The 25,343-nt window shown below is 66.0% G+C and carries 21 protein-coding genes; 7 read left to right on the plus strand and 14 right to left on the minus strand.

From position 1 onward, the window contains the following. Positions 1-295 precede the first annotated feature (295 nt). The 3 genes from APT59_RS21155 to APT59_RS21165 all read left to right on the plus strand — a co-directional run bounded on the left by APT59_RS21155 (position 296) and on the right by APT59_RS21165 (position 3,466). A complete protein-coding gene (locus APT59_RS21155) occupies positions 296-1,006 on the plus strand; it encodes a carbonic anhydrase (RefSeq protein WP_059316642.1) in 711 nt (236 codons plus the stop codon). 210 nt (positions 1,007-1,216) lie between these two features. Then, positions 1,217-2,776 (plus strand): SulP family inorganic anion transporter, encoded by a 1,560-nt coding sequence (locus tag APT59_RS21160; protein ID WP_059316643.1) that lies wholly within the window; start codon positions 1,217-1,219, stop codon positions 2,774-2,776. 414 nt (positions 2,777-3,190) lie between these two features. Further along, a complete protein-coding gene (locus tag APT59_RS21165) occupies positions 3,191-3,466 on the plus strand; it encodes an HU family DNA-binding protein (RefSeq protein ID WP_017639309.1) in 276 nt (91 codons plus the stop codon). A gap of 85 nt (positions 3,467-3,551) precedes the next feature. On the opposite strand, the gene APT59_RS21170 is transcribed toward APT59_RS21165, so the two are convergent. Then, on the minus strand, positions 3,552-3,719 hold the full coding sequence (locus APT59_RS21170) for a rubredoxin (RefSeq protein WP_007161456.1): 168 nt from the start codon (positions 3,717-3,719) through the stop codon (positions 3,552-3,554). A gap of 175 nt (positions 3,720-3,894) precedes the next feature. On the opposite strand from APT59_RS21170, the gene APT59_RS21175 reads away from it, so the two are divergent. Beyond that, entirely contained in the window at positions 3,895-5,043 is a 1,149-nt protein-coding gene (locus APT59_RS21175) for an MFS transporter (protein WP_059316644.1), read from the plus strand. A 55-nt stretch (positions 5,044-5,098) separates the two neighbouring features. Here APT59_RS21175 and APT59_RS21180 read toward each other — a convergent pair whose 3' ends face one another. The 4 genes from APT59_RS21180 to APT59_RS21195 all read right to left on the minus strand — a co-directional run bounded on the left by APT59_RS21180 (position 5,099) and on the right by APT59_RS21195 (position 8,503). Continuing rightward, a complete protein-coding gene (locus APT59_RS21180; RefSeq protein WP_059316645.1) occupies positions 5,099-5,875 on the minus strand; it encodes a MetQ/NlpA family ABC transporter substrate-binding protein in 777 nt (258 codons plus the stop codon). Between the two features lie 71 nt (positions 5,876-5,946). Then, positions 5,947-6,726 carry a MetQ/NlpA family ABC transporter substrate-binding protein gene (locus tag APT59_RS21185; protein WP_059316966.1) on the minus strand — a complete coding sequence of 260 codons (780 nt, stop codon included), beginning with the start codon at positions 6,724-6,726 and terminating at the stop codon, positions 5,947-5,949. 104 nt (positions 6,727-6,830) lie between these two features. Further along, complete coding sequence (locus APT59_RS21190) at positions 6,831-7,496, minus strand: methionine ABC transporter permease (protein WP_017639302.1); 666 nt, start codon at positions 7,494-7,496, stop codon at positions 6,831-6,833. Further along, on the minus strand, positions 7,496-8,503 hold the full coding sequence (locus tag APT59_RS21195) for a methionine ABC transporter ATP-binding protein (protein WP_059316646.1): 1,008 nt from the start codon (positions 8,501-8,503) through the stop codon (positions 7,496-7,498). Before APT59_RS21195 ends, APT59_RS21190 begins: the two co-directional genes overlap by 1 nt. A gap of 283 nt (positions 8,504-8,786) precedes the next feature. On the opposite strand from APT59_RS21195, the gene katE reads away from it, so the two are divergent. After that, positions 8,787-10,916: a catalase HPII gene (gene katE, locus APT59_RS21200; RefSeq protein WP_059316647.1), complete on the plus strand. Its 2,130-nt coding sequence runs from the start codon at positions 8,787-8,789 to the stop codon at positions 10,914-10,916. Positions 10,917-11,370: 454 nt separating this feature from the next. Here katE and APT59_RS21205 read toward each other — a convergent pair whose 3' ends face one another. The 8 genes from APT59_RS21205 to glcD form a co-directional block, all read right to left on the minus strand. Further along, positions 11,371-11,751, minus strand: coding sequence for a RidA family protein (locus APT59_RS21205; RefSeq protein WP_059316648.1), 381 nt, complete (start codon positions 11,749-11,751; stop codon positions 11,371-11,373). A gap of 59 nt (positions 11,752-11,810) precedes the next feature. Further along, positions 11,811-13,970 (minus strand): bifunctional GTP diphosphokinase/guanosine-3',5'-bis pyrophosphate 3'-pyrophosphohydrolase, encoded by a 2,160-nt coding sequence (gene spoT / locus APT59_RS21210; protein WP_059316649.1) that lies wholly within the window; start codon positions 13,968-13,970, stop codon positions 11,811-11,813. A gap of 3 nt (positions 13,971-13,973) precedes the next feature. Beyond that, complete coding sequence (rpoZ, locus tag APT59_RS21215) at positions 13,974-14,246, minus strand: DNA-directed RNA polymerase subunit omega (RefSeq protein ID WP_007161465.1); 273 nt, start codon at positions 14,244-14,246, stop codon at positions 13,974-13,976. A gap of 154 nt (positions 14,247-14,400) precedes the next feature. Next, positions 14,401-16,575 carry a malate synthase G gene (locus APT59_RS21220; protein ID WP_059316650.1) on the minus strand — a complete coding sequence of 725 codons (2,175 nt, stop codon included), beginning with the start codon at positions 16,573-16,575 and terminating at the stop codon, positions 14,401-14,403. A 37-nt stretch (positions 16,576-16,612) separates the two neighbouring features. Beyond that, on the minus strand, positions 16,613-17,017 hold the full coding sequence (locus APT59_RS21225) for a heme-binding protein (protein WP_017639294.1): 405 nt from the start codon (positions 17,015-17,017) through the stop codon (positions 16,613-16,615). A 14-nt stretch (positions 17,018-17,031) separates the two neighbouring features. Further along, on the minus strand, positions 17,032-18,264 hold the full coding sequence (glcF, locus tag APT59_RS21230) for a glycolate oxidase subunit GlcF (RefSeq protein ID WP_059316651.1): 1,233 nt from the start codon (positions 18,262-18,264) through the stop codon (positions 17,032-17,034). Between the two features lie 12 nt (positions 18,265-18,276). After that, positions 18,277-19,323, minus strand: a complete 1,047-nt coding sequence (gene glcE / locus APT59_RS21235) for a glycolate oxidase subunit GlcE (protein WP_059316652.1) — start codon at positions 19,321-19,323, stop codon at positions 18,277-18,279. Beyond that, positions 19,323-20,822 carry a glycolate oxidase subunit GlcD gene (gene glcD, locus APT59_RS21240; protein WP_059316653.1) on the minus strand — a complete coding sequence of 500 codons (1,500 nt, stop codon included), beginning with the start codon at positions 20,820-20,822 and terminating at the stop codon, positions 19,323-19,325. The genes glcE and glcD overlap by 1 nt, the downstream gene beginning before the upstream one ends. Before the next feature lie 208 nt (positions 20,823-21,030). On the opposite strand from glcD, the gene glcC reads away from it, so the two are divergent. Both glcC and APT59_RS21250 read left to right on the plus strand, forming a co-directional pair. After that, positions 21,031-21,798: a transcriptional regulator GlcC gene (gene glcC / locus APT59_RS21245; protein ID WP_059316654.1), complete on the plus strand. Its 768-nt coding sequence runs from the start codon at positions 21,031-21,033 to the stop codon at positions 21,796-21,798. A 136-nt stretch (positions 21,799-21,934) separates the two neighbouring features. Beyond that, positions 21,935-23,299 carry a hemolysin family protein gene (locus APT59_RS21250; protein ID WP_059316655.1) on the plus strand — a complete coding sequence of 455 codons (1,365 nt, stop codon included), beginning with the start codon at positions 21,935-21,937 and terminating at the stop codon, positions 23,297-23,299. A gap of 12 nt (positions 23,300-23,311) precedes the next feature. Here APT59_RS21250 and APT59_RS21255 read toward each other — a convergent pair whose 3' ends face one another. Next, positions 23,312-25,210, minus strand: coding sequence for a sensor domain-containing diguanylate cyclase (locus APT59_RS21255; RefSeq protein ID WP_059316656.1), 1,899 nt, complete (start codon positions 25,208-25,210; stop codon positions 23,312-23,314). Positions 25,211-25,343 lie beyond the last annotated feature (133 nt).

Consider the following 25,343-nt stretch of genomic DNA (forward strand, 5'->3'; position numbering starts at 1 on the left):
AAAAGGTCTAAATGCACTGATCGTGTTGCGATAATGGCGGTATGATCTCAGTAGTAGTTTGAAATATCTTCTGCGTTGTCGGTCACGAGCGATTGTTTCAGCGTGGATTAAGGTTGTGTTCACCAAGATGCGACACCGGGTGCCGGGACGCTGCCCGAATACGCGATGGATCGCCAGACAATGAAGCCACCAGAGCCCAAGAGGCCGGGGCGTATCGAGGCGATGCCAGGGGGCGTCTAGCCACTAACCAGCGCTTGCCGCTGCCATTGCGTACTTGAGAAGAGGTCAGAAACAGATGAGCGACAACACGGATACCCCCTTCGGCGCACCCGACGAGGCCCTCCTGCAGCTGGTCGATGGTTTCAAGCGTTTCCGCCAGGATGTCTTTCCCGAACAGGAAGCGCTGTTCAAGAAACTCGCCAGTGCGCAGTCGCCCAAGGCCATGTTCATCACCTGTGCCGACTCGCGGATCGTCCCGGAACTGATCACCCAGAGTTCGCCGGGCGACCTGTTCGTGACCCGTAACGTCGGCAACGTGGTGCCTCCCTACGGCCAGATGAACGGCGGCGTTTCCACCGCCATCGAATACGCGGTCGTGGCCCTGGGCGTGAAGCACATCATCATCTGCGGCCATTCCGACTGTGGCGCCATGAAGGCGGTGCTCAATCCCGATCCGCTGGAAAAGATGCCGACGGTAAAGGTCTGGCTGCGCCATGCCGAGGTCGCCCGTACCGTGGTCGAGGACCACAGCCATTGCGACTGCGGCCACGGCGGCACCCTGGGTTTCCTGACCGAGGAAAACGTGGTGGCCCAGCTGGTCCACCTGCGCACCCACCCCTCGGTGGCGTCGCGTCTGGCCAGCGGTCAGCTGCAGATCCACGGCTGGGTCTATTCCATCGAGACCAGCGAGATCAAGGCGTACGACGCCCAACAGGAGCGCTTCCTGCCCCTGGACGGCGAAAACATGCCGGTCGCCACCCCGCGTCCGCGCTTGCAACAGGCCTGATCTACCGCGGCCACCCGGTTCGCCGGCTGGCCGCCTTGAGACGGATCAACCGATCCGTCCCTATAACAGCGCACCGCGCAGGGCGATCCCCTCTTGGGGCTCCATGGGGACCGTCCACCCTTCCGCTAGCCGCTTGAATCCCGAACCGTGTCATATGACGTGATATGACGCGCGGGCACCCTTTTCCCTAGTCGCTGGAGGACCAGGACCATGCTTGGCAATCAACAGACCCCGGGGCGCAACCTGTCGCGCGATGCCCTGGCTTCACTCGTGGTGTTTCTGGTCGCCCTGCCGCTGTGCATGGGGATCGCCATCGCCTCCGGCATGCCGCCGGCCAAGGGCATTATCACCGGCATCATCGGTGGCCTGGTGGTCGGCTTTCTCGCCGGCTCGCCGTTGCAGGTCAGTGGCCCCGCCGCCGGCCTGGTGGTGCTGGTGTTCGACCTGATCAACCGACACGGCATCGAGGCCCTGGGCCCGGTACTGCTGCTGGCCGGTCTCCTGCAACTCGTCGCCGGTCTCACCCGGCTGGGCGCCTGGTTCCGCGTCACCTCGCCGGCGGTGGTCTACGGCATGCTGGCCGGCATCGGCATCCTGATCGTGCTCTCGCAATTGCACGTGATGCTGGACGCCAAACCGGCGGCGTCGGGTCTTTCCAACCTGCTGGCCTTCCCGGGTGCCGCCATCACCGCGGCCGGCCAATGGAACGGCAGTGGCAGCGGCGCCCAGGCGGCGCTGATCGGCCTGCTGACCATCGCCAGCATGTGGCTATGGGAAAAATTCCGCCCGCAGACGCTGCGCTTCCTGCCTGGCGCCCTGATCGGCGTGACCCTGGCTACCCTGGCCAGCCTCTGGCTGGCGCTGGACATCCGCCGCGTGGAAGTGCCAAACAATCTGGCCGATGCCATCGACTGGGTGACCTTCGCCGATCTCGGCATGCTGGCCAACGCCGAACTGGTGGTGGCCGCCCTGGCGCTGGCCTTCATCGCCAGTGCCGAGACCCTGCTCTCGGCCGCCGCGGTGGATCGCATGCACAACGGGCCGCGCTCGCACTTCGACCGCGAACTGGGCGCTCAGGGCATCGGCAATCTGCTGTGTGGTGCCGTCGGCGCCCTGCCGATGACCGGGGTCATCGTACGCAGCTCGGCCAACGTCCAGGCCGGTGCCACCAGTCGCGCCTCCACCATCTTTCACGGCCTCTGGCTGCTGGCCTTCGTCGCCGCCCTGCCCTTCGTGCTCAAGCTGGTGCCGGTAGCGAGTCTGGCGGGGGTGCTGGTGTTCACCGGCGTCAAGCTGGCCGATCCCAAGTCGCTGACCGGTCTCAAGCGCTACGGCCGGGCGCCCATGGCCATCTATGCCCTGACCGCACTGATGATCGTCGCCACCGATCTGCTCACCGGGGTGCTGGTGGGCTTCGGCCTGTCGATCGCCTTCCTCGCCGTCAAGGCGGCCCAGCTCAAGGTCAGCCTGACCTATCGTGACGACGAACCCACGCAGGCCGAACTGCGCCTGGTGGGCGCCGCGACCTTCCTGCGGGTGCCTCAGCTGACCAAGGTACTGGACCAGGTCAAGCCAGGCACCACCCTGCATGTGCCGCTGGATCGCGTGTCCTACATCGACCATGCCTGCATGGAGCTCCTGGAGGACTGGGGGCGGACCCAGGCGAGCAATGGCATGCGACTGGTGATCGAGCCCAAGGCGCTGGAGCGGCGCCTGGAAGGCCAGGCGCCAGCCGGGCAATCGGTGATGTCGCCTCAGGTTCCGGCCTGATCCAGGGTGGCGGAGCGTCCGGACGGCGCTCCGCCACCCTTGTCTACCCATCGCAAATCGTTGCAAGACGTTACTGCACGAAAGCGCCCGCCCCTGCCGCTACAGTGGCTTGCCAGAGCCCCTCGCCGTCATCCCTGCCACTCTCGCCCCAGCCATATCGCGGACATTCTGTCCACAAATAACGGCCAAAATCCCCGTTGAACACCAAAGTTGGTGTCGGTCATCCTACCAACGGCTAATAGTCTGCTAATTAACTTTCGCTCTTCTCAGCTTTGCCTTATAACGCTATCTGGTTCGACTTTTGTCGCACCAATGATCTTTGTGTCGGGCCACCCTCTATCTCGGGGGTAATCGCTTTGCCAGGAAAGCCATGCGACGCCCACACGGCTAAAAATGACTCCACGAGAGGTAGCTATGCGCAAGCCTGAATTGGCGACTGTGATCGCTGAAAAAGTCGGACTTCCAAAGGAACAGGCCAACGTCGTGCTCAACACGCTGTTGGACGAGATTGCGAATGCGCTGCACCGCAAGGACAGTGTGACGCTGGTCGGCTTCGGTACCTTCTTGCCGCGTCATCGCGGTGCCCGCATGGGGAAGAACCCCCAGACCGGCGAGCCGGTCAAGATTCGTGCGAGCAACACGGTGGCGTTCAAGCCCGGCAAGGCGCTGAAGGACAGCATCGAAGGCTGATAATCAGACGGCACGGATGGCCGCTACAGCCAAAAGGCATCGCATCGTGCGATGCCTTTTTTGTTTCCGCAGGAAGCGGCGACGATCAGCCGATGGCGATCATCTCGAAATCGCCCTTGCCCACGCCGCAATCCGGGCACAGCCAGTCTTCGGGCACATCTTCCCAACGCGTCCCCGGCGCGATGCCGTCATCCGGCCAGCCCAGGGCTTCGTCATAGATATAGCCGCACACGATGCACTGCCATTTCCGCATGTTCTGTTATCTCTCAACCGGCTTCAGGTAGCGCGCACGCTACGCGAAAGCCCGGCAAAGGCCAACCGTGCCGGAACCCGTACGGGTATCTCCGTCGCCGCGACCCACGCTCCGCGACTATCCGCGATCCGCTTTCATCAGATAGGCTGAATCCATGAATTCCCCGTCTTCCTCCATGCCCTGGGCTATCTATTTCGCCGTGCTGGGTAGCGTCATCAGTGTCGGCCTGGCCATCGGCCTGTCGATGCCGCTGGTCTCGCTGCGGCTGGAGAGCTGGGGCTATGGCAGCTTCGCCATTGGCGTCATGGCCGCATCGCCGGCCCTCGGCATCCTCACCGGCGCCAGCCTGGCGGGCCGCCTGGCCGCGCGAGTCGGCACGCCACGACTGATGCAGCTGTGCCTGGTGACGGGCGCCGCCTCGCTGATCCTGCTCTCGCTGCTGCCCAGCTATCTGCTGTGGCTGCTGCTGCGCCTGGCCCTGGGCGCCATCCTCACCCTGGTCTTCGTGCTGGGCGAAAGCTGGATGAACCAGGTCATCACCGATCGCTGGCGCGGTCGCCTGGTGGCCCTCTATGGCAGCAGCTATGCCCTGAGCCAGCTGGCCGGACCGCTGCTGCTGGGGGTACTGGGCACCGAGGGCGACCAGGGCTTCTGGCTAGGTGCCCTGCTCATGCTCGGTGGCGCCACCCTGCTGCTCGGCCGCCAGGGCGCCCCGGCAGCCGGCGGCCACACCGCCGCCTGGCAGGCGCTGCTCGACTTCTGCCGCGGCGCCCCGGCCATCGCCTGGGCGGTAGCGCTGTTCGCCTGCTTCGAGGCGATGATCCTTACCCTGCTGCCGGTCTATGCCCTCAACCAGGGCTTCGGCCAGCAACTGGCGCTGTACATGGTCAGCGCCGTGGTGGTGGGCGATGCTCTGCTGCAGCTACCCCTGGGCCTGCTCGCCGACCGCCTCTCCCGGCAGGGACTGTTTCTCGGCTGCACCCTGGGCCTGCTGGCGGTCAGCCTGGCCCTGCCACTGCTGCTGCATACCCCGGGCGTCTGGCCGCTGCTGGTGCTGTTCGGCGCCACCGCGGGCGGGCTCTTCACCCTGGCGCTGATCCTGGTGGGCGAACGCTACCGCGACGCCGAGCTGGTCAGCGCCAATGCCTGCATCGCCCAGCTCTGGGGCCTCGGCTGCCTGGTTGGCCCCCTGGTCACCGGCGCCGCCAGCCAGTGGCTCACCGGCCATGCCCTGCCGCTCCTGATGGCAGCGGGTGCGGCCGTGCTGCTGGTGATCATCGGGCGCAGGGGCAGCGTGCCGGCCACCGCCGAGCCAGCAGCCTGACGAGCACCATGAAAAACGCCGGCACAAGGCCGGCGTTTTTTCATTCGGGCAACGCTTAGAACGCCGGGACCACGGCGCCCTTGTACTTCTCTTCGATGAATTGCTTCACCGCCGGAGTATTCAGCGCCTTGGCCAGCTTCTGCATGGCATCGCTGTCCTTGTTGTCCGGACGGGCGACCAGGATGTTGGCGTAGGGCGATTCCTTGCCTTCCAGCAGCAGGGCGTCCTGGGTCGGATTGAGCTTGGCTTCCAGGGCGTAGTTGGTGTTGATCAGCGCCAGGTCGACCTGATTCAGCACCCGCGGCAGGGTCGCGGCTTCCAGCTCCTTGAACTTGAGTTTCTTGGGATTCTCGGCGATGTCCTTGGGCGTGGCCAGGATGTTGGCGCTGTCCTTGAGCTTGATCAGGCCGGCTTTTTCCAGCAGCAGCAGGGCACGACCGCCGTTGGTGGCGTCGCTGGGGATGGCCACGACGGCGCCTTCGCGGACTTCATCGAGCTTCTTGATCTTCTGCGAGTAGATGCCGAAAGGCTCTATGTGCACCTGGGCCACGGTCACCAGGTCCGTGCCACGGCTCTTGTTGAACTCGTCCAGGTAGGGCTGGTGCTGGAAGAAGTTGGCATCCAGACGCTTCTGGGCCACCTGCAGGTTGGGCTGCACGTAGTCGGTGAAGACCTTGATCTGCAGGTCCACCCCTTCCTTGGCCAGCTGGGGTTTGACGAACTCGAGGATCTCCGCGTGAGGCACCGGGGTGGCGGCGACGCTGAGGGTCTCGGCGGCGTGGGCGGTCAGGCTGGCAGCCAGCAGGGCGGCGGTGGCGAGCAGTTTCTTCATGACAGTTTCCTAAGGCGGGGTGGAACCGCCGGCGCCTCTAGCGGGCGCCGGCGGCAGCTGGAGCGAGGTTCTTAGAACGCGGGCACGACCGCGCCCTGGTACTTCTTCTTGATGAATTGCTTCACCTCGGGAGTGGTCAGGGCCTTGGCCAGCTTCTGGATGGCCGGGTCGTTGGCCTTGTCGGCGCGGGTGTAGAGCAGGTTGGCGTAGGGCGACTCGCCGCTCTCGATGAAGAGCGCGTCCTTGGTCGGCACCAGCTTGGCTTCCAGCGCGTAGTTGGCGTTGATCAGCGCCAGGTCGACCTGGTTCAGCACGCGCGGCAGGGTCGCGGCTTCCAGCTCCTTGAACTTCAGGTGCTTGGGATTCTCGACGACGTCACGCGGGGTAGCGGTGACGTTGCTCGGATCCTTGAGGGTGATAAGGCCCTGCTTGGCGATCAGCAGGAGCGCACGACCGGAGTTGCTCGGATCGTTGGGGATGGCCACGGTGGCGCCGTCCTTGAGCTCCTTGATGTCCTTGATCTTCTGCGAGTAGGCACCAAAGGGCTCGACGTGCACCGCCACCACCGGCACCTGGTCGCTGCTCGGGTTGCTCTTCTGGTAGCTGGCGTAATAGGGCTTGGTCTGGAAGTAGTTGGCATCCACCTGCTTCTGATCGGTCTGACGATCGGGCTGGATGTAGTCGGTGAAGACCTTGATCTTCAGGTCCACGCCTTCCTTGGCCAGCTGCGGCTTGATGAATTCCAGGATTTCCGCATGGGGAACCGGATTGACCGCGACGGTCAGGGTCTCGGCCTGGGCGGCGGTGGCAACACTCAGGCCGAAGGCCAGGGACAGCAGGGTACGTTTCAGCGACATCTGGGATTTTCCTTGTAAAAACCGCGAGTGGATGAAGCCTTGGACTTCGCGGAAAGGTGCCTGCGCTCGGCCGGCGACCTTTCCAGCAAAGCCCGCGATCAACGACGACTGAAATGGGCGACGAGGCGATCGCCGACCATCTGCAGTACCTGGACCAGCACCAGCAGCAAGAGCACCGTAACCACCATGACGTCGGTCTGGAAGCGCTGGTAGCCGAAACGGATGGCCAGATCGCCCAGGCCGCCGCCGCCGATCACCCCGGCCATGGCGGTGTAGGACACCAGGGCGATGGCGGTGACGGTGGTGGCCGCGATCAGCCCCGGCAGGGCCTCGGGCAGCAGGGTGCGGGTGACGATCTGCCAGAGACTGGCACCCATGGCCTGGGTGGCCTCGATGATGCCGCGGTCGACCTCGCGCAGGGCGGTTTCCACCAGCCGGGCAAAGAAGGGTGCGGCGCCCACCACCAGCGGCGGGATGGCGCCCTCGACACCCAGCGAGGTGCCGATCAGCCAGACCGTGATGGGGATCATCAGGATCAGCAGGATGATGAAGGGCACCGAGCGCAGCACGTTGACCACGAAGGACAGGATGCCGTAGACCAGCGGCTGCTCCAGCAATTGGCGGCGGCTGGTGAGAAACAGCAGCACGCCCAGCGGCAGGCCGAGGATCAGGGTGAAGAGCATGGACCAGCCGAGCATGGCCAGGGTGTCCTGGGTCGCCTGCCAGATCTCGGCCCAGTCGATGTTGCTGAAGAGTTCGTCCATCAGCGCAGGACCTCCACGGTGACGTCGGCGGCCTGGAAGCGAGCCAAGGCGCCGTCCAGATCACCGCCCACCAGGGCGATGGTCAGCTGGCCATAGGGCTCGTCCCGGATGCGGTCGATGCGACCGCCGAGAATGCTGTAGTCCACACCGGTCTCCCGGGCGACGTGGCCCAGCAGCGGTGCATAGGTGGCTTCGCCGCGGAAGGTCAGGCGCAGGATGCGCCCCTCGACGTGGGCATAGGCGTCGGCCAGGTCGGCCTCGTCCTGGTGCTCGGCCTCGAAAACGAAACGGCGGGTGGTGGGATGTTGCGGATGCAGGAAGACATCGGCCACGGTGCCCTGCTCCACCACGGCGCCGCCGTCGAGCACGGCGACCCGGTCGCAGACGCGACGGATCACGTCCATCTCGTGGGTGATCAGCACGATGGTCAGGCCCAGTTCACGATTGAGCTCGGCGAGCAGTTGCAGCACCTGGGCGGTGGTCTGCGGATCGAGGGCACTGGTGGCCTCGTCGCAGAGCAGGATCTTCGGCTCGGTAGCCAGGGCGCGGGCGATGCCGACGCGCTGTTTCTGGCCACCGGAGAGCTGCGCCGGATACTTGCGTGCCTGGTCGGACAACCCGACCCGCGCCAGCAGCTCCTCGACCCGCTGGGCGATCTGCGCCCGCGAACGGCCACCCGCCAGTTCCAGCGGCAGGGCCACGTTGGCCGCCACGGTCTTGGACGAGAGCAGATTGAAGTGTTGGAAGATCATGCCGATGCGGCGACGGAAATCGCGCAGCTCGCTTGATCCCAGTGCGGTGACCTCGGCACCATCGACCAGCAGGCGACCGCCACTGGGGGCTTCGAGGCGGTTGATCAGGCGCAAGAGGGTACTCTTGCCCGCGCCGGAGTGGCCGATCAGGCCGAAGATCTCGCCGGCGTCGATCCTCAGGTCGACCGGCTGGAGCGCCGCGACCTCGCGACCGCGCGTGCGGTACGTCTTGTGGACAGCGTGGAATTCGATCAATGGAAAAACCTTGAGTGTTTCGTAAGACGGCAGGATGGAGATCCAGCCGCGCAGTTTAACGCGAGCGCTTATATCTGCTTAGCACTTGTTGTCGGGTATTAAGCCAATAAAGGCATATGGCCAGTCCAGGCCGGCCCATTCGGCAGCACACAGCCCGTCGCTCCGTATCACCCAAGCGGAACACCGGCTCTAAACCGCGAGTCACTAGAGGACTGCCTGAATTCGCCCCACATTCCGTAGGGGACGCAAAGAGCGCCTGACAGGCGCCTGATGAGGACCTTCCATGGCTACGCCCCCCAAGAGTGAACTCGCCGGTACCGATACCCTGGATCGCCAGAACACCTCGAAGAAACTCGAACAGCTGGAACAATTCCGCTCCGATGCCACCGGCCAGGCACTGCGCACCAATCATGGCGTGAAGATCGCCGACAACCAGAATTCGCTGCGCGCCGGTACCCGCGGGCCCTCCCTGCTCGAAGACTTCATCATGCGGGAGAAGATCACCCACTTCGACCACGAGCGCATCCCGGAGCGCATCGTCCATGCCCGCGGCACCGGTGCCTATGGCTATTTCCAGCCCTACCAGGACTGGTCCGACCTGACCAAGGCCGCCCTCTTCCGCGACCCCAACCACCAGACCCCGGTGTTCGTGCGCTTCTCCACCGTGCAGGGCCCGCGTGGTTCGGGCGACACCGTGCGCGACGTGCGCGGCTTCGCCATCAAGTTCTACACCGAGGAAGGCAACTGGGACATGGTCGGCAACAACATGCCGGTCTTCTTCATCCAGGACGCCATCAAGTTCCCGGACTTCGTCCATGCGGTGAAGCCCGAGCCGCACAACGAGATCCCCACTGGCGGTAGCGCCCACGATACCTTCTGGGACTTCGTCTCCCTGGTGCCCGAGTCGGCGCACATGGTGCTCTGGACCATGACTGACCGCGCCATCCCGGTGAACCTGCGCAGCATGCAGGGTTTCGGTATCCACACCTTCCGCATGATCAACACCGCGGGCAAGGGGGTCTTCGTCAAGATCCACCTGAAACCCGCCGGTGGCGTGCGTTCCCTGGTGTGGGACGAAGCCCAGAAGCTGGCAGGCAAGGACACCGATGCCCACCGCCGCGACCTCTGGGAAGCCATCGAATCCGGTGACTATCCCGAGTGGGAATTCGGCGTGCAGATCATCCCTGAGGAAGACGAGCACAAGTTCGACTGGGACATCCTCGACGCCACCAAGATCATCCCCGAGGAGCTGGTGCCCATCACGCCCCTGGGCAAGCTGGTGCTCAACCGCAACCCGGACAACTACTTTGCCGAAACCGAACAGGTCGCCTTCTGCCCCGGCCACGTCGTCCCCGGCATCGATTTCACCAACGATCCCCTGTTGCAGGGCCGGCTGTTCTCCTACACCGATACCCAGATCAGCCGCCTCGGTGGCCCGAACTTCCATGAGCTGCCGGTCAACCGCCCGGTGGTGCCGAACCACAATGGCCAGCGTGACGCCAAGTACCGCATGACCATCGACAAGGGTCGCGCCTCCTACGAGCCCAACTCCATCGATGGTGGCTGGCCCAAGGAAACCCCGCCAGCGCCCCAGGATGGTGGCTTCGAGAGCTACTACGAACGCATCGACGGCCACAAGGTACGGGAGCGTAGCGAGTCCTTCGGCGACCACTTCTCCCAGGCCACGCTGTTCTACAACAGCCTGTCGGAAGCCGAGCAGGCCCACGTCGCCGATGCCTATAGCTTCGAACTGGGCAAGGTCGAGCGGATGTGGATCCGTGAGCGTCAGGTCAACGAGATCCTCGCCAACATCGATCTGGACCTCGCGCAGAAGGTGGCCAAGAAGATCGGCGTGACGCCGCCCACCGCACCCACCGTGCAACCGCGCCAGATCTCCATCGACAAGTCGCCGGCGCTGAGCCAGCTCAACCTGCTGTCCGGCAACATCAAGGGCTTCAAGGTGGCGGTACTGATCGGTGACGGCGTCATCGCCAGTGAAGTGGACGCGATCAAGCAGGCACTCAAGGCCGAAGGCGCCCATGTGAAGGTGCTCGGCCCCACCGCCGGCCCGGTCAAGGCCGCCGACGGCAGCGAAGTGGCCGTGGACGGTTCGGCCGAGGGCATGCCATCGGTGGCATTGGACGCGGTCTATGTGCCGGGCGGTGCCGAGAGCGTCAAGGCCATGCTCGACGACGGCGTCATCAAGCACTACCTGCTGGAAGCCTACAAGCACCTCAAGGCTATCGCCCTCACCGGCGAAGCCGAGCAATTGCTCAAGGCGGTCTACCTGAACCCCGACGAGGCGCTGCTCACCGGTAGCGACTTCAAGGCGGTACAGCAGGACTTCTTCGCCGCCATCGCCAAGCATCGCTGCTGGGCGCGGATGCCGAAGATCAAGTCCATCCCGGCCTAAACAGGCAGGCATGAAAAAGCCGACCGTCGCGAGACGGTCGGCTTTTTTGTTTTTTGCCATCGCGGTCGTTGCCTGTTCGGCCCATTGCCACGATGCATCCGTAGGTTGGGCTGAGACGGCTCCATCGTCGAAGCCCAACAAGGCGAGCCATCAGCGCACTCTATTGTTGGGCTTCGCCGCGCTCAACCCAACCTACGGGTTCTGCGTTGGGATCGGCTCCGTAGGTTGGGCTGAGACGGCCTTATCGTCGAAGCCCAACAACGCGGGGCAGACAGCGTGCTCCGTTGTTGGGCTTCGCTGCGCTCAGCCCAACCTACGGGTTCTGTGCCGGGGTCGCCTTGGTAGGTTGGGCTGAGACGGCCTTGTCGTCGAAGCCCAACAACGCGGGGCAGACAGCGTGCTCCGTTGTTGGGCTTCGCTGCACTCAGCCCAACCTACGGGTTCTGTGCCGGGATCAACCCAGCACCAGCACCCCGTCCATTTCCACTTGCGAACCCTTGGGCAGCGCGGCCACGCCGATGGCGGCGCGGGCGGGATAGGGCTGCTGGAAGTAGCGACCCATGATCTCGTTGACGGTGGCGAAGTGCGAAAGGTCGATCAGGAAGATGTTCAGCTTGACGATGTCGGCCAGCGAACCACCGGCGGCCTCGGCCACGGCCTTGAGGTTTTCGAACACCTGGACCACCTGGGCCTCGAAGCCGTCCACCAGCTCCATGCTGGTGGGATTGAGCGGGATCTGCCCGGAGAGATAGACGGTGTCACCGACCTTGATCGCCTGGGAATAGGTACCAATGGCGGCAGGCGCCTTGTCGGTGTGGATCACTTGCTTGCTCATGGGTCGCTCCTGTGCGGGAAAGGCTCGATTCTGCAAGCCCGTGGCGACCCACTGCAACCTCAGCTGCGAACCCGAGTGATACCAGCCACGCCCTTGAGCGTGCGCAGCTTCTTGATCACCCGCGCCAGATGGACACGGTCATGCACGCTGACCACCAGCTGGACCACGCTGATCCGGCCATCGCGTTCGTTCATGCCGATCTTCTCGACGTTGGCGTCCGCAGCGGTGACGTTGTTGGCCAGCATGGCGATCAGGCCGCGCTGATGTTCCAGCTGGACGCGCAACTCGACGCTAAATTCGCCGGTGACGTCCTTGGCCCAGTTGAGCACGATGCACTTTTCGCTGTTGTGCCGGAATTCGGCGATGTTCCGGCAGTTTTCCAGGTGGATCACCATGCCCTTGCCGGCCGACAGGTGGCCGACGATGGGATCGCCCGGAATCGGCGTGCAGCACTTGGCGTAGCTGATCACCAGGCCTTCGGAGCCGCGGATGGCCAGCGGTCCCTGCGGCGTGGTGCCAGGCTGCGGCTCCAGCGGCTCTTCCTGCTCGCTGCCGGACACCAGGCGCCGCGCCACCACGTAGGCCATGCGATTGCCCAGGCCGATCTCCTCGAGCAGGTCCTCTAGTACCACACCCTTGTATTCGCCGAGCACCGAGAGGATGCGCATCGGCGAGATCTTCGACAGCTGGGTGCCAAAGCCGGACAGCGCCTTGTTCAGCAGCCGCTCGCCGAGGCTGATGGACTCGGAGCGACGCTGTTGCTTGAGCGCATGGCGGATATTGGTGCGGGCCTTGCCGGTGACCACGAAGTTGAGCCAGGCCGGATTGGGCCGGGCGCCAGGCGCGGTGACGATCTCCACCGTTTCACCACTGCCCAGCGGCTGCGACAGCGGCGCCAGGCGACGGTTGATGCGGCAGGCGATGCAGCTGTTGCCCACGTCGGTGTGCACCGCGTAGGCGAAGTCCACGGCCGTGGAGCCCTTGGGCAGCTCCATGATGCGGCCCTTGGGGGTGAAGACATAGACCTCGTCGGGGAAGAGGTCGATCTTCACGTTCTCGATGAATTCCAGGGAGTTGCCCGCACGTTGCTGCAACTCGAGGATGCCCTTCACCCACTGGCGGGCGCGCAAATGGCTGGCGCGCGGCTCGTCGCCCCCGGCCTTGTACAGGCCATGGGCGGCGATGCCGTTGTTGGCCATCTCTTCCATTTCGCGGGTGCGGATCTGGATCTCGATGGGCACGCCGTGCATGCCGAACAGGGTGGTGTGCAGGGACTGGTAGCCGTTGGCCTTGGGGATGGCGATGTAGTCCTTGAAGCGCCCCGGGAACGGCTTGTAGAGATTGTGCACCGCGCCGAGCACGCGGTAGCAGGTGTCGACCTTGTCGACGATGATGCGGAAACCGTAGACGTCCATGATCTCGTTGAACGACTTCCGCTTGCCGCGCATCTTCTGGTAGATGCTGTGCAGGTGCTTCTCGCGGCCAACCACCTCGCCATCCAGGCCTTCGCGGGCCAGGCAGTTGGCCAGGGATTCCTGGATCTTGCCGAGGATCTCGCGGCGATTGCCACGGGCCGTCTTGACCGCCCGCTGAATGCGCTCGGCGCGCATCGGGTGCATGGCGCGAAAGCCCAGGTCCTCGAATTCCACATAGAAATCGTGCATGCCCAGCCGGTTGGCGATGGGCGCGTAGATTTCCAGGGTTTCCTTGGCGATGCGCCGGCTCTTGTCCGGCGGCATGGCGTCCAGGGTGCGCATGTTGTGCAGCCGGTCGGCCAGCTTGACCAGGATGACGCGGATGTCCTTGGACATCGCCATGGTCATCTTCTGGAAGTTCTCCGCCTGGGCCTCGGCCTTGGTCTCGAACTTCATCTGGGTCAGCTTGCTGACCCCGTCTACCAGCTCCGCCACGGTCTCGCCGAACTGGCCGACCAGGGCTTCCTTGGCGATGCCGGTGTCCTCGATCACGTCGTGCAGCATGGCCGCCATCAGGCTCTGATGGTCCATGTGCATGTCGGCGAGGATGTTGGCGACCGCCAGTGGATGGGTGACATAGGGCTCGCCGCTGCGGCGGCGCTGCCCATCGTGAGCCTGCTCGGCGTAGTAGTAGGCCCGCCGGACCAGATTGACCTGGTCGGGGGTCAGGTAGCTCGCCAGACGCTCGGCCAGCAGGTCGATGCCGGTCGGGCGGACGTCACCATACGCAGGCTCGGCGGCCATGGCTTAGAGCGCCTCGCCGTCCGCTTCTTCGTTGACTTCGAAGGCGGCGAACAGCGGCTCTTCTTCGACGATGTCGTCCAGACGGATGACTTCCTCGTCGACCAGGCCTTCGGCGATCTCGCGCAGGGCGACGACGGTGGGCTTGTCGTTGTCCCACGGTACCTTGGGCTCCTTGCCGCCGGTGGCCAGCTGGCGCGAGCGCTTGGTGGCGAGCATGACCAGCTCGAATCGGTTGTCTACGTTGTCCAGGCAGTCTTCGACAGTAACGCGGGCCATGGTCTTCCTCGTGGCGATGATGATCCCGGGAACGGGGGACCTGATAGTATAAAAATTCGCCAGTGGCAAGGGAAGAGGCGGTGGTCGGAGGACCACCGGCACCGCTCCTTGTAGAAGTGGCTCCCGCCCGCGCCGGACGGAAGCCTTGGCCGGGTCAGGCCCCCGCTTTCTTCTTCAGGCGCCAGGCGTGCAGCAGCGGCTCGGTGTAGCCGCTGGGCTGCTCGCGGCCCTTGAAGATGAGGTCGCGGGCGGCGCGATAGGCATAGGAGCTGTCGAAGTGGCCGGCCATGGGCTCGTAGAGCGCATCCCCGGCGTTCTGGCCGTCCACCACCTTGGCCATGCGCTGCAGCGTCTCGTCCACCTGTTCGGCGCTGACCACGCCGTGGTGCAACCAGTTGGCGATGTGCTGGCTGGAGATGCGCAGGGTGGCGCGGTCTTCCATCAGGCCGACATCGTGGATGTCGGGCACCTTGGAGCAGCCCACGCCCTGGTCGACCCAGCGCACCACGTAGCCGAGGATGCCCTGGCAGTTGTTGTCCAGTTCCTGCTGGATGGCCTCGGCGGACCAGTCCGGCGACTCGGCCACCGGCACGCTGAGCAGGCCGGCGAGCAGTTCGCCACGGGCGGCGTCGACATCGGTGCGCTCCAGCTCCTGCTGGACCTGCTGGACGTTGACCTGGTGGTAATGCAGGGCATGCAGCACGGCAGCGGTGGGCGACGGCACCCAGGCGGTGTTGGCGCCAGCCTTGGGATGGCCGATCTTCTGCTCCAGCATGGCGGCCATCAGGTCGGGCATGGCCCACATACCCTTGCCGATCTGCGCCTTGCCACGCAGTCCGCAGGCCAGGCCCACCAGCACGTTGTTGCGCTCATAGGCGGTGATCCACTTGGAGGTTTTCATGTCGCCCTTGCGCAACATGGGCCCGGCCAGCATGGCGGTGTGCATCTCGTCGCCCGTGCGGTCGAGGAAGCCGGTGTTGATGAAGGCCACCCGCGCCGAAGCGGCGGCGATGCAGGCCTTGAGGTTGACGCTGGTGCGGCGTTCCTCGTCCATGATGCCCAGCTTGACGGTGTTGGCCGGCAGCCCCAGCAGGGCCTCGACGCGGTCGAACAGCTCGACGGCGAAGGCCACCTCGGCCGGGCCGTGCATCTTGGGTTTGACGATGTAGACCGAGCCGCTACGGGAATTGCCCTGGCGCTTGAGGTCGTGCAGGGCGCAGGTGACGGTCACCACGGCGTCGAGGATGCCCTCGGGAATCTCGCGACCCTCTTCCAGCAATACCGCCGGATTGGTCATCAGGTGGCCGACATTGCGGATGAACAGCAGCGAGCGACCATGCAGGGTCAGCGGCTGGCCGTCGGCGCCCTGGTACTCGCGGTCGGAGTTGAGGCGCCGGGTAAAGGTCTCGCCACCCTTGCTGACCTCTTCGGCCAGGTCGCCCTTCATCAGGCCCAGCCAGTTGCGATAGGCCAGGACCTTGTCGGCGGCGTCCACCGCGGCGATGGAGTCCTCCAGGTCCATGATGGTGCTGACCGCGGCTTCCAGCAGCAGGTCCTTGACCCCGGCGGCGTCGGTCTTGCCGATGGCGCTGTCGCGGTCGATCTGGATCTCCAAGTGCAGGCCGTTATGACGCAAGAGCACCGCAGACGGCGCGGCGGCGTCACCCTGGTAGCCGACGAAGGCGGCCGGATCGGCCAGTTCGCTGGTGCCGCTCTTGAGGTCCACCACCAGGCGACCATCCTGCACGCGGTAGGCGGTGGCGTCCCGGTGCGAGCCACCGGCCAGGGGGGCCACGCCGTCCAGTACCTGGCGGGCGAAGGCCACCACCTTGGCACCGCGGGTGGGGTTGTAGCCCTTGCCGCGCTCGGCGCCATCGGTCTCGGGCAGGGCGTCGGTGCCATAGAGGGCGTCGTACAGCGAGCCCCAGCGGGCATTGGCAGCGTTCAGGGCGTAGCGGGCGTTGAGTACCGGCACCACCAGCTGCGGACCGGCCTGCTCGGCGATCTCGCGGTCGACGCCGGCAGTGCTGGCCTGGACCTGGGCGGGCACGGGCTGAAGATAGCCGATGCCTTCGAGAAAGGCCTGGTAGGCAGGCAGGTCGGTAACCGGGCCGGGGTGGGCGCCGTGCCAGTTGTCGAGCTCCACCTGCAGGCGATCACGCTCGGCCAGAAGCTCGCGATTACGGGGTGCCAACTCGTGCACCAGGGTATCCACCCCCGACCAGAAGGCGGCGGTGTCGAGACCGGTGCCAGGCAGCACCTCTTCGTCGATGAAGCGCTGCAGTTCGGTGGCCACCTGCAGGCGGCCCAGGGTAATGCGGTCGGTCATGATGGCTTTCCTTGATAACGAGAATGTCGAGAGAGGGTTAACCCAGTGCCGCGATGGCCGCCTTGGCGACCTGGGCATCTTCCGGAGCCTTGACGCCGGAGACGCCGACCGCGCCCACCACCTGGCCATCCACCAGGATGGGCACCCCGCCTTCGAGCATGCCCTGCATCAGCGGCGCGCTGAGAAAGGCGGTACGCCCGTTGTTGATCATCTCTTCCAGCACCTTGGACTCCTTGCGCGCCAGGGCGGCGCTACGGGCCTTTTCCGGGGCGATGTAGGCACTGTTGGGCGCGGCGCCGTCGAGGCGCAGCAGGGCCAGCGGATGGCCGCCGTCATCGGCCACGGCGATGCACACCGCCCAGCCCTGGCGTTCGGCTTCGGCGCGACCGGCGGCCAGCAGGGTGTCGATCTCGGCAAGGGTGAGCACGGCTTTGGTCTTCATAGGGCCTCCAGGGTTCAGGGTTGGTTCGGGGCGGCCAGGGCCGCGTCGAGGATTTCGATCCAGTGGCGCACGGGAGTTCTCCCGGCGCCGTCGAGATGGCTCTGGCAACCGATGTTGGCGGTGGCGATCACCTCGGGGTGACCGCTCTCCAGGGCATCGAGCTTGGCGTCGCGCAGCCGCCGCGACAAGTCCGGCTGGGTCAGCGAATAGGTGCCGGCCGAGCCGCAGCAGAGGTGGCCGTCCGGCACCGGCGCCAGCGGAAAGCCCAGGCGTTGCAGCACGCCTTCCACGGCGCCACCCAGGCGCTGGGCGTGCTGCAGGGTGCAGGGGCAGTGGAACGCCAGCCGCGGGGTATCCTTCAGCTGCAGTTTTTCCAGTGGCAGATCACGCAGCACCTCCACCAGATCAAGGGTGCGCGCCGAGACCTCCCGGGCCTTGGCGGCGTAGACCGGGTCGTCCTTGAGCAGGCTGGCGTACTCCTTGACGAAGGCGCCGCAGCCGCTGGCGGTCTGGATGATGGCCTCGGCGCCGCCCTGCAGGGCCGGCCACCAGGCGTCGATGTTGCGCCGGGCACGGTCGAGACCGGCTTCCTGGGCATTGAGGTGATAGTCCACCGCGCCGCAGCAACCGGCGCGGGGCGCGGCGTCCAGGCTGATGCCGAGGCGATCCAGCACCCGCGCGGTGGCGGCATTGGTATTGGGCGACAGCCCCGGTTGCACGCAGCCTTCGAGGATCAGCATGCGCCGGGCATGGCGAGCTGCCGGCCGCACCCCGGGCGCGGCGATGCGCGCCGGCAGTTTGGCCTGGACGCTGGCCGGCAACAGCGGTCGCAGGGTCTGGCCGCTTTTCAGCAGGGCGCCGAACAGCCGTGGCTGCGGCAGCACCTGGCGCAGTCCGGCGCGCAACAGGCGCTGACCCAGGGGTCGCGGCACCCGGCGCTCCACCTCGGCACGGCCGATATCGAGCAATTCGTGGTAGGAGACGCCCGAAGGACAGGTGGTCTCGCAGTTGCGGCAAGTCAGGCAGCGGTCCAGGTGCTCGCGGGTCTTCTCGCTGACCTCTCCGCCCTCGAGCATGCCCTTGATCAGGTAGATGCGCCCACGGGGACCGTCCAGCTCGTCGCCGAGCAGCTGGTAGGTCGGGCAGGTGGCGTTGCAGAAGCCGCAGTGCACGCAGCTGCGCAGCACCCGCTCGGCATCGGCGGCGCGGGGCAGTTCGCGGGCGGCAGGACTCAGATTGGTTTGCATGACATCGCTCCCTTACAGCCCGGCGTACAGCCGACCCGGATTGAAGATCCCCTGGGGGTCCAGGCGCGCCTTGAGGCGACGGTGATAGTCCAGCAGCGCGGCCGGCAGCGGATGCTGGGCCTCGCGTTCGGCGTCGGGCGTATAGCAGAGGGCATGGCCGCCAGCGCGCTCGGCGATCTCGCGCAGGACCGTGGCCGGGGCATCGCTCTTGAGCCAGTACTGGGCACCGCCCCAGTCCAGCAGCCGGGTGCCGGGCAGCTCCAGCAGTGGCGTATTGACCGGTAGCGACAGTCGCCACAGCGGCGCGGGGCCAGCGAAGAAGGCCAGGCGCTGTTCGTTGAGGTCGTCCCAGAAAGCCTCGGTCAGGCTGTCACCGCCAAGGCGATCGACCGCCGAGCGTACCGAACCCTCCCCACCTTCCAGGCGCAGGTGCAGGCGCTGGCCGTCATGGCAGGCCGCCGAGATCGGCAGGGCTTCACGACCCCAGGCGGCGAGGCGCTGCAGGGCGCGCTCGGCGTCCAGCTCCAGACTCAGGCTCTGAGTGCAGCGCGGCTTGGGCAGGACCTTGAAGGACACCTCGGTGACCACCCCGAGGCAGCCTTGGCTGCCGGCCAGCAACCGGGAGACGTCGTAGCCGGCGACGTTCTTCATCACCTCGCCGCCGAATCTCAGGTGTTCGCCAGTGCCGGTGATCAGTCGGGTACCCAGGACGAAGTCCCTCAGGCTACCGGCCCAGGGCCGCCGCGGACCGGAGAGGCCGCAGGCCAGGGTGCCGCCGACCGTGGCGCCCTCCCCCAGCCCTGGCGGTTCGCAGGGCAGCATCTGGCCCTGTTCGGCCAGGGCGGCATTGAGTTCGGCCAGCGGTGTGCCGGTACGGACCGTGGCCACCAGTTCGGTGGGGTCGTAATGCACCAGACCGCGATGGCCACTGACGTCCAGCGGCTCACCGTCCACCGGGTGGCCCAGGTGGGCCTTGGTGTCGCCGCCATGGATACGCAGCGGCTGGCGACGAGTCAGGGCCTCGCGGACCTGGTCAAGGAGCAGTTCCAGGTTGTCCATCAGAAACGCTCCAGTTCGGGGTGGGGCAACTGGCCGTGGTGCACGTGCAGCCCGCCGAACTCGGCGCAGCGGTGCAGGGTCGGCACGTTCTTGCCGGGGTTGAGCAGCCCGGGAGCGTCGAAGGCAGCCTTCACCGCATGGAAGAAGGTCAGCTCGCCCGGCTGGAACTGGGTGCACATGGCGTTGATCTTCTCGCGGCCCACGCCGTGTTCGCCGGTGATGGTGCCCCCCACCGCCACGCACAGATCGAGGATGCGCCCGCCCAGGGCCTCGGCCTGCTCCAGTTCGCCGGGGCGATTGGCATCGAAGAGGATCAGCGGATGCAGGTTGCCGTCGCCGGCGTGGAAGACGTTGCCCACCGCCAGGCCGTATTCCGCCGACAAGGCCTCGATGCCGCGCAGGACCTCGGGCAGGGCGCGACGCGGGATGGTGCCGTCCATGCAGTAGTAGTCGGGCGACAGCCGCCCCACGGCGGGAAAGGCGTTCTTGCGCCCGGCCCAGAATTTCTGCCGCTCGGCCTCGTCGCGGGCCAGGCGGATCTCGGTGGCACCGGCGGTGGCCAGCAGGGTGCTGACGCGCTCGATGTCGGCGGCCACGTCGGCTTCCACCCCGTCCAGCTCGCAGAGCAGGATGGCGGCGGCGTCCACCGGGTAGCCGGCGTGGATGAAGTCCTCGGCGGCTCTCAGGGTCAGGTTGTCCATCATCTCCAGGCCACCGGGGATGATGCCGGCGGCGATGATGTCGGCCACCGCCGCCCCGGCGCGCTCGATATCGGCGAAGCTGGCCATCACTACCCGGGCACAGGGCGGCTTGGGCAGCAGCTTGACGGTCACCTCCACCACCACCCCGAGCAGGCCCTCGGAGCCGGTGAACAGGGCCAGCAGGTCGAAGCCGGGACTGTCCAGGGCGGCGCTGCCCAGGGTCAGGCGCTCACCCTCCAGGGTGACGATCTCCACCGCCAGCACGTTGTGCACGGTCAGACCATATTTCAGGCAGTGCACGCCGCCGGCGTTCTCGGCCACGTTGCCGCCGATGGAGCAGGCGATCTGCGACGAGGGATCGGGAGCGTAGTAGAGATCATGGGGCGCCGCGGCCTGGGAGATGGCCAGGTTGCGCACCCCGGGCTGGACCCGGGCACGGCGGCCATCGGGATCCACCGCGAGGATGCGATTGAAGCGCGCCATCACCAGCAGCACGCCCTGCTCCAGCGGCAGGGCACCGCCGGAGAGACCGGTACCGGCACCGCGCGCCACCAGGGGTACGTTCAGCTCATGGCAGAGGCGCAGGGTCGCCTGCACCTGCTCTACCGTTTCCGGCAGCACCACCAGCAGCGGCGTGGTGCGGTAGGCCGCCAGGCCGTCGCATTCGTAGGGCTTGAGGTCTTCCCTGTCGTGCAGCAGGCAGTGCTCGGGCAGCGCGGCGCGCAGTCGCTGCAACAGCTGCGCCTTGTCCGGGCGGGGCAAGACGCCGTCGAGACGTTCGTCGTAGACCAGGCTCATCGGGTAACCACCCTTGTTGTTGTTCTGGCTGGAGAGGCTTCGTTGTACCCCGACTGCAACGGGCCCGTCCATTGCTCGGCGTACTGGTCATACCAGTTTTTTCGTCTTCTTCGACCAAAGGATTAGCCTGTTTCTGCCGCCTTGACGGCGATGAGCGCCAGTGGCTCACTAGCGCTGAACCTTGTGGTCATACCAGCAGGAAACCAGCATGTCCGCGCCCATCGCCCGCCTTCCCGTCGCCGAGAACGTCAGCCAGCAGATCGAACGCCTGGTGGTGGACGGCGTGCTCAAGGTCGGCCAGCCGCTCCCCTCCGAGCGGCGCCTGTGCGACAAGCTCGGCGTCTCCCGGACCGCCCTGCGCGAGGGGCTGGGCCTGCTGCGTGCCCGTGGCATCATCGAGACGCGCCACGGCCAGGGCAGCTTCGTCGCCCGGCTGGCGGCGCCGGCGGCGGAAAATCCCCTGCTGCACCTGTTCAGCAGCCAACCGCGCACCCTCTACGACCTGCTGGAAGTCCGCGCGCTGTTGGAGGGCGAGGCCGCGCGCCTGGCCGCGCTGCGCGCCACCACCGCCGACCTGGTGCTGATCGGCCGGCGCTACGAGGAGCTCTGCGCCGCCTGCCAGGATCCGGCCAGCCTGCCCGCGGAAACCCATGCCCGCCTCGACCACGCCTTCCACCTGGCGATCAGCGAGGCCTCGCACAACCCGGTGCTGGTGCACACCCTGCAATCGCTCAACGAATTGCTGCTGGGCTCGGTGTTCGCCTGCATCGCCAATCTCTATCACCGCCCGCCGCAGCGCCGCGAAATCGACGCCCAGCACGCCCGCCTCTATGCCGCGGTGAGTGGACGCCTGCCCGACGAGGCCCACGCCGCCGCCCGCGACCATATCCACAGCGTCAGGGACAGCCTGCGCGAGATTGAACAGGAAGAGCAGCGGCTGGTGCGGGCGACCATGCGTCTGGAGGGCTGGACCTGAGCCGGGGCAAAGGCCTGTGCCAGACGTGACGCAAGGCCTGACAGGCGCCAACCCGACCATCCGTCGGGCGCAACATCTTGCAACTGCCCTGCCCCGCCCCCATGCTTAGGCGACCTTTCTCCAGCTCTCGGCCCTAATGGACCCTTCCACTAGTCTTTCCTCGACGTTATTCGCCGATCTCGGCCTCGTGTTCTTTGCTTTCTTCCTCGTGCTGCTCAACGGCTTCTTCGTCGCCGCCGAGTTCGCCATGGTCAAGCTGCGCGCTACCCGCGTGGAGGCCATCGCCAAGAAGCACGGCTGGCGCGGACGCATCCTCAAGAAGGTGCACAACCAGCTCGACGCCTACCTCTCCGCCTGCCAGCTCGGCATCACCCTGGCCTCTCTGGGCCTGGGCTGGGTCGGCGAGCCGGCCTTCGCCGAATTGCTCGAACCGGTGCTCGGTGCCGTGGGGGTCAACAGCCCCGAGGTGATCCACGGCATCGCCTTCTTTTCGGCCTTCTTCATCATCTCCTACCTGCACATCGTAGTCGGCGAGCTGGCACCCAAGTCCTGGGCGATCCGCAAGCCCGACCTGCTTTCGCTGTGGACGGCGGTGCCGCTGTACCTCTTCTACTGGCTGATGTATCCGGCCATCTGGCTGCTCAATGCCAGCGCCAACGGCATCCTGCGCATCGCCGGCCAGGGCGAGCCGGGCGCACACCACGAACACCACTACAGCCGCGACGAACTCAAGCTGATCCTGCACTCCAACCGCGCCACCGACCCGGACAGCCGGGTGCTGGCCTCGGCCGTGGAGCTGGGCGAGCTGGAGGTGGTGGACTGGGCCAACTCCCGCGAAGACCTGATCTACCTGGACAGCAAGGCCAGCCTGGACGAGATCCTCACCCAGATCCGCCGTTCCAAATACAGCCGCTATCCGGTCTATGACGAAGACAGCCAGACCTTTACCGGGGTGCTGCACATCAAGGACCTGCTCCTGGCCATCGCCGGGCTGGACAGCGAAGTCGCCTCCTTCGACCTCGACGACCTGGTGCATCCGCTGGAACGGGTGACCAAGCACATGCCGCTGTCGGAACTGCTGGAGCAATTCCGCCGCGGTGGCGCGCACTTCGTGCTGGTGGAGGAAGCCGACCACAAGGTCATCGGCTTCCTGACCATGGAGGACGTGCTCGAGGTGCTGGTGGGCGACATCCAGGACGAACACCGCAAGACCGAGCGCGGCGTGGTGGCCTACCAGCCGGGCAAGCTGCTGGTGCGGGGCGACACCCCCCTGTTCAAGGTCGAGCGGCTGCTGGGCATCGACCTGGACCACGTCGAGGCCGAAACCCTGGCCGGCCTGATCTACGACAGCCTGAAGCGCGTTCCGGAAGAAGAGACGGTGCTGGACGCCGAAGGCTTGCGCATCATCGTCAAGAAGATGAAGGGCCCGAAGATCGTCCTGGCCAAGGTCATCAAGCTGGATCCCAAGGACGCCCGCCGGCACTCACCCGAAGAACGCTGAGAAGGGGCGCCCTCAGCCGCGACCGCTGCCCAGCCCCGGCAGGCCATCGCTCAGGCAGACGCGGTTGCGGCCGCCGCGCTTGGCGGCATAGAGCGCCCGATCGGCATCTTCCAGCAGCCCCAGGCCGTGTTCGAGGTTGCTCGGCACGGCCACCGCGACGCCAAGACTGAGCGACAGCCGCAACCGCCCCTGCTCGGCTTCCAGCTCCAACCCCGCCACCTCCTGACGGATGCGCTCCGCCAGCACCTGGGCCGCCGCCAGGTCGCTACCTGGCAAGGCGATGACGAACTCCTCGCCGCCGTAGCGCGCCGCCACCTCGCCGGCACGCTGGGTGTGCCGGCCCAGCACCTCGGCCACGCACTTCAGGCATTCATCACCCAGGGTATGGCCATGGGTGTCGTTGACCGCCTTGAAATGATCGATGTCCAGCAGCAGCACTGCCAACGGGCGCTCCGCGCGAATGGCGCGCCGGATCTCCTGCTGGAAGACCCGCTCGAAATGCCGGCGATTGCTCAGCCCGGTCAGGGGATCGGTCTGGCTCTGATGCAGCAGCTCCCGATTCAATCGCTCCAGCGCGGCCTTGGCCTGCTGCAATTCCACCGTGCGCATCGCCACTCGCAGTTCCAGCTCGACAAAGGAGGCCTCTCGCTCCCGCGTCAGGGCGGTCGAGGCTTCCAGCGCCTGGCGCTGCGCCTCGATCCGCGCGCGCCGTCGCAGGCTGAGGCCCTCGCTGAGCCCTATGGACAGGACCACGAAGCCCAGCGCGAAGCCGGTCATCTGACCGTGGAAGGCCAGGCTCGTCGGCGCCAGCCAACCCGCGACCGCCAGCAACTGGACCAGACTGCCCAGCAGCAGCAACGCCCAGGCGGCGCTGAACCACAGCGCCATGCGATTGCCATGCAGCGCCAGGTACGAGGTGGTGCCCAGCAGGCCCAGGCAACTCAGCGCCATCATGCCGAGCAGTTCCTGGAAGCTCAGCAGATTCGGCCAGAACAGCGCGACGACCAGCGCCACGCTCCAATAGCCGATGAGCAGGCGATTGCCAAAGTCGATCCAGCGGCCACCGTGATAGAGACTGAGCAGATAGCGGACGAACAGGCCCGCGCTGAGGAAGCACAGGGCGGCACACACCAGGTGGGCACGCAGGCCGAAGGCCGGACTGTCCGGCCAGAGCAGCCAGGCGCCGTAGCCGGTGGTCACCGCCTGATACCCGATGACGCTGAGCAGATAGAGGGCATACCAGCCAAAACCCGAGCGGCGCCCGAAGCTCCACAGCGTGAGGGTCAGCAACAGGATGGTGAACAGACCACCAAAGAAGCCGCCGATCAGCCAGGCATCCTGCTGTGCTTCCTTCAGATAGACGGTCGGCGTCACCAGGCGCAGCGGCAGGATGAAGGTCTCGCGCGACTCCAGGCGTAGATAGACCTCTTCCACGGCGCCGGCTTTTGGCGTAAGAGCGAATATCAGCTGGCGGCCAGGCAGGGCTCGCGCCGCTACCGGCAAGGCGATGCCACTCCGTTGCAGCGGGCTCCAGCGGCCAGCGCTGTCGCGCGTGCGCACGTCGAGCCGATCCAGCACCGGCCAGCTGGGAATCAGCCACCAGGCCTGGTCATCGCGCCCCTGGATGCAAAAGCGCAGCCAGAGTCCCTGGCGCCCGTCGTGAAGCAGCATCTCCAGCACGCCAGGCGCATGCCAGCCCTGTTCCGTTCCGCTGGGTCGGGCAGCGGCCTCGGCGAAACTCAGGCTGGCCGGCGCCTTGAGGATTTCCAATACTGGCCGCGGATCGTAGGTGCGGGCGGGATCGTCGAGCAGCAGCACCTGCGCCCGGCAGTCGAAGGCGATCAACAGCAGCAACAGACAGAGAGCATGGCGATGCCTACAGGCGCGCAAGGCGACTAAAAGTCCATTCATGGGCAGCGTCCACGGCCTGGAGAGTGATAGGCAGCTGGAAGACCAGCGGGCTAGACGGGAAAAGGCAAGTGATAGCATAACGCCACCTGCCCGGTGCCTGGCAATGGATTTCTAGGCGCGGCGGCGCCCCTGA

This window comes from Pseudomonas oryzihabitans (genome assembly GCF_001518815.1).
Taxonomy (GTDB): domain Bacteria; phylum Pseudomonadota; class Gammaproteobacteria; order Pseudomonadales; family Pseudomonadaceae; genus Chryseomonas; species Chryseomonas oryzihabitans_E.

Excerpts from the sequence above, each read along its gene's own strand:
- APT59_RS21155 (WP_059316642.1), top strand. The coding sequence starts at position 296 with ATGAGCGACAACACGGATACCCCCTTCGGCGCACCCGACGAGGCCCTC.
- APT59_RS21160 (WP_059316643.1), top strand. The coding sequence starts at position 1,217 with ATGCTTGGCAATCAACAGACCCCGGGGCGCAACCTGTCGCGCGATGCC.
- APT59_RS21165 (WP_017639309.1), top strand. The coding sequence starts at position 3,191 with ATGCGCAAGCCTGAATTGGCGACTGTGATCGCTGAAAAAGTCGGACTT.
- APT59_RS21170 (WP_007161456.1), bottom strand. The coding sequence starts at position 3,719 with ATGCGGAAATGGCAGTGCATCGTGTGCGGCTATATCTATGACGAAGCC.
- APT59_RS21175 (WP_059316644.1), top strand. The coding sequence starts at position 3,895 with ATGCCCTGGGCTATCTATTTCGCCGTGCTGGGTAGCGTCATCAGTGTC.
- APT59_RS21180 (WP_059316645.1), bottom strand. The coding sequence starts at position 5,875 with ATGAAGAAACTGCTCGCCACCGCCGCCCTGCTGGCTGCCAGCCTGACC.
- APT59_RS21190 (WP_017639302.1), bottom strand. The coding sequence starts at position 7,496 with ATGGACGAACTCTTCAGCAACATCGACTGGGCCGAGATCTGGCAGGCG.
- katE (WP_059316647.1), top strand. The coding sequence starts at position 8,787 with ATGGCTACGCCCCCCAAGAGTGAACTCGCCGGTACCGATACCCTGGAT.
- APT59_RS21205 (WP_059316648.1), bottom strand. The coding sequence starts at position 11,751 with ATGAGCAAGCAAGTGATCCACACCGACAAGGCGCCTGCCGCCATTGGT.
- spoT (WP_059316649.1), bottom strand. The coding sequence starts at position 13,970 with ATGGCCGCCGAGCCTGCGTATGGTGACGTCCGCCCGACCGGCATCGAC.
- rpoZ (WP_007161465.1), bottom strand. The coding sequence starts at position 14,246 with ATGGCCCGCGTTACTGTCGAAGACTGCCTGGACAACGTAGACAACCGA.
- APT59_RS21220 (WP_059316650.1), bottom strand. The coding sequence starts at position 16,575 with ATGACCGACCGCATTACCCTGGGCCGCCTGCAGGTGGCCACCGAACTG.
- APT59_RS21225 (WP_017639294.1), bottom strand. The coding sequence starts at position 17,017 with ATGAAGACCAAAGCCGTGCTCACCCTTGCCGAGATCGACACCCTGCTG.
- glcF (WP_059316651.1), bottom strand. The coding sequence starts at position 18,264 with ATGCAAACCAATCTGAGTCCTGCCGCCCGCGAACTGCCCCGCGCCGCC.
- glcE (WP_059316652.1), bottom strand. The coding sequence starts at position 19,323 with ATGGACAACCTGGAACTGCTCCTTGACCAGGTCCGCGAGGCCCTGACT.
- glcD (WP_059316653.1), bottom strand. The coding sequence starts at position 20,822 with ATGAGCCTGGTCTACGACGAACGTCTCGACGGCGTCTTGCCCCGCCCG.
- glcC (WP_059316654.1), top strand. The coding sequence starts at position 21,031 with ATGTCCGCGCCCATCGCCCGCCTTCCCGTCGCCGAGAACGTCAGCCAG.
- APT59_RS21250 (WP_059316655.1), top strand. The coding sequence starts at position 21,935 with ATGGACCCTTCCACTAGTCTTTCCTCGACGTTATTCGCCGATCTCGGC.
- APT59_RS21255 (WP_059316656.1), bottom strand. The coding sequence starts at position 25,210 with ATGAATGGACTTTTAGTCGCCTTGCGCGCCTGTAGGCATCGCCATGCT.